We start from the raw sequence: 2932 nt of genomic DNA, 5'->3' as shown, positions 1-2932 counted from the left end.
AACCCCGAAACCCACCCACCCGCCTGCGCACCACCGTCCTCCAACGCGAGACCGACGGCACCTGGACCACCCCACGCCTCATCCAAGACCTGAAGCCCGGCGCCACCCTCGTCCTGCCCACCACCGCCGGCGGCCACGACGCCTACGGCTGGACCGCCGACCCCGACACCCCCGTCCCCGACCTCGGCGACCACCCCACCGACAACACCCGCACCCCGCTACGCCTCGACCCGACCGTCCTGGCCAGCACCACCGGCAGCGACCCCGAGCAGTTCACCCCGATCATCAAGCAGGCCCACACCAACCTCACCACAGACCCCGACGACCCGGACGCCTTGAGCACAACCGAGGCGGTCCGCGCCGCGATCACCCGGCTGCTCGACGCCCTGCCCACCGACGCCGCACACGACAGCCCCTCCCGGCACACCCCGGTACTGCGCCGGCGCCTGGAGACCCTGCTGGAGGTCCCCGACTGGCGCACCGCACGGGAGGCCAAGGAAGGGGTGGTGCTGATCGACCACGGTGGTCCGGGCCGGATCGTCCTCGTCCCGCCCCGGCTCGCCGACGCCGGCCGCTACCGGGTCGCCGTGGACGACGAGGACCCGGACGGCAGCAGCCTCACCCGCACCGTCACCCTCAAGCGCCACCATGAGGCCGTCGGCGAACGCGCCCGCGTCTTCGCCGAGGCCGTCGGGCTGCCCGAGGACCTGGTCGAAGCCGTCGTGCTGGCAGCCCGGGCCCACGACTGCGGAAAACACCACCCGCGGTTCCAGTGCATGCTCTGCTCCGGTGACCGCCTGCTCGCCGAATCCCTGCCCAAACCCCTCGCCAAGTCCGGCATGGACCCCGCCGACCGCACCGCCCGCCGACGCGCCGCCCGCCTGGCCAACTGGTCCAAAGACCTGCGCCACGAAGCCCTCAGTGCCGCCGCCGTCCACACATGGCTCGCCACCGACCCCACCACCGCCCGAGGCCTCGACCACGACCTCGTCACCCACCTCGTCGCCGCCCACCACGGCTACGCCCGCCCGATGCTGCCCGCGTTCGCCGACCCCGAGCCGGTCCTCGTCGAGTGCACCATGCCCGACGACACCACCGTCACCGTCTCCAGCACGGTGATCGGCACCGACTGGATGGGCCCACGCCGATTCCGCGCCCTCAACCAGCGCTACGGCTTCTGGGGACTGGCTCTCCTCGAAACGGTCCTGCGCCTCGCCGACATCGCCTGCTCCGAAGAAGGCAACTGACCATGCACCAGCTCGAACTCCCCGCCCTGCGCTCCGACGACCCGCTCGGCTTCCTCGCCGCCCTCGGGGTTCTCGAACTCACCACCGCCGCCCTGCCCACCGAGCCGTACCTCCACTGGAAGGGCCCGGCCGGCGCAGCCGTCCTCACCACCGACCAACCCTTCACCCTCGACACCCTCACCAAGCTCCTCACCAGCCACCTCCCGCCCACGCCCACCCGCACCGCCGGGAAGCTTGCGGACGCAGCCGAGACGGAGGACGGGGAAGGCGAGGACGCCGACACAGCCGACACCGAGGGGGAAGTCTGGGACTCCTTCCCGCACGTCCCCGGACTCCTGACCCGACCACGCGAGGACCCCACCGCCCCCAACGAAGCCCTGCGCATGCGCGTCGACACCGCGCACCAGACGCTGCGCGAACTCGCCCAAGCCGAACGCGAAACGGGCGACCGCCACGCCCGCTGGTTCGCCTCCCTGACCAACGTCATGTGCTTCGAAGACACCAAACCCAAGACCGGCAAGAACGACCCGGAGACCACTGAAGAACCGGGACCCGCCACGGTGCGCCGCACCCCCGTCACCCCGCTGATCGCCGCCGCCGGCCAGATGACCATCACCGGCCTGATGCAGAAAGCCGTCCTCGGCTGCCACAAGGACCCACGGCAGATCCACTCGGCCCTGGACGGCTGGCGCCGCATCCCCGACTACGCCTCCGCCAACTTCGACCACCGCTCCCTCGGCGACGCCCACACCAACTCCGAAGGCAAGCCCTACCAACGCGGAGCCCCCGGCCCCACCTGGCTCGCCCTCCACGCCCTCGGCACCTTCCGCCTCACCGCCAGCGGCCGCATCCAAGCCGCCACCAGTTGGGACACCACCGACAACCGCGGCGCCCTACGCTGGCCCGCCTGGACACCACCACTCACCACCACCGACGTGACCGTCCTCCTCGAACACCCCGCCGTCCGTGCCACCGAACCCGACACGAACCGCAATGTCAGAATGCTGACCAACCTCGGCGTCAGCGCCCTCTACACCGCACCCCGAACAGGCCTCAAACAATCCAACGGCCCCCTCGCCGCCAGCCGCCACCTCTGGCCCTGAACCCACCCCCGGCCACCCCTTTAACGCCCGCACCTTGACAACTCCACAGCGCCAACACCGAGAAAACCGTCCCGGCCGGACACGACTTCGGAACCACAAGCACACACGAGAACACCCCATCGCACCGAAGCGAGAAGTCCGAATCACCCCAAATGGCACCCACGTATGCACGGCAGCCAACCCGCCGAACCACCAGACCAGCAGCTCAACCGCCGTCGCTCCGCACCATCCCGGTGCGGCACCATCGCAGCGTGAAGGTTGGCCGCTCCGGTGCGAGGCCGGGCCCGGTCGCTCCGCACCATCCCGGTGCGGCACCATCGCAGCATCGGCTGGCGCGTCTGCAGCATGCTCGCCCACCTCGTCGCTCCGCACCATCCCGGTGCGGCACCATCGCAGCTTCTGCCGCGTTCGCCGGCCAGTTCCGAGCCGGCCAGTCGCTCCGCACCATCCCGATGCGGCACCATCGCAGCCTCGACGGCGGCTGGGACCTGACCGTCAACCAGCCACATCGCTCCGCACCACCCCGGTGCGGCACCATCGCAGCGCGACGAGCAGTGCCTCGCGCTTCGTGTCGAATGTCGT

At 70.8% G+C, this 2932-nt stretch carries 2 protein-coding genes and 1 CRISPR repeat array; both genes read left to right on the top strand.

The genetic code is table 11. The features are described 5' to 3' along the window. On the top strand, positions 1 to 1247 hold a 1247-nt coding region (locus AE652_RS48935; RefSeq protein ID WP_063780006.1), incomplete at its 5' end, for a CRISPR-associated endonuclease Cas3''. Positions 1248 to 1249: 2 nt separating this feature from the next. Then, complete coding sequence (locus AE652_RS44705; protein WP_049648996.1) at positions 1250 to 2350, top strand: hypothetical protein; 1101 nt, start codon at positions 1250 to 1252, stop codon at positions 2348 to 2350. 214 nt (positions 2351 to 2564) lie between these two features. Continuing rightward, positions 2565 to 2894: a CRISPR direct-repeat array (repeat unit 37 nt; unit sequence GTCGCTCCGCACCATCCCGGTGCGGCACCATCGCAGC). Positions 2895 to 2932: the final 38 nt, after the last annotated feature.

The sequence above is a fragment of the Kitasatospora sp. MY 5-36 genome, assembly GCF_001182915.1.
Lineage (GTDB): Bacteria > Actinomycetota > Actinomycetes > Streptomycetales > Streptomycetaceae > Kitasatospora.
The sequence above is the reverse complement of the archived record's forward strand: the minus strand, read 5'-3'. Positions and strand labels throughout refer to the sequence as shown.

What these genes read in the sequence shown, in the direction of transcription:
- AE652_RS44705 (WP_049648996.1), top strand. Translation starts at nt 1,250, where the DNA reads ATGCACCAGCTCGAACTCCCCGCCCTGCGCTCCGACGACCCGCTCGGC.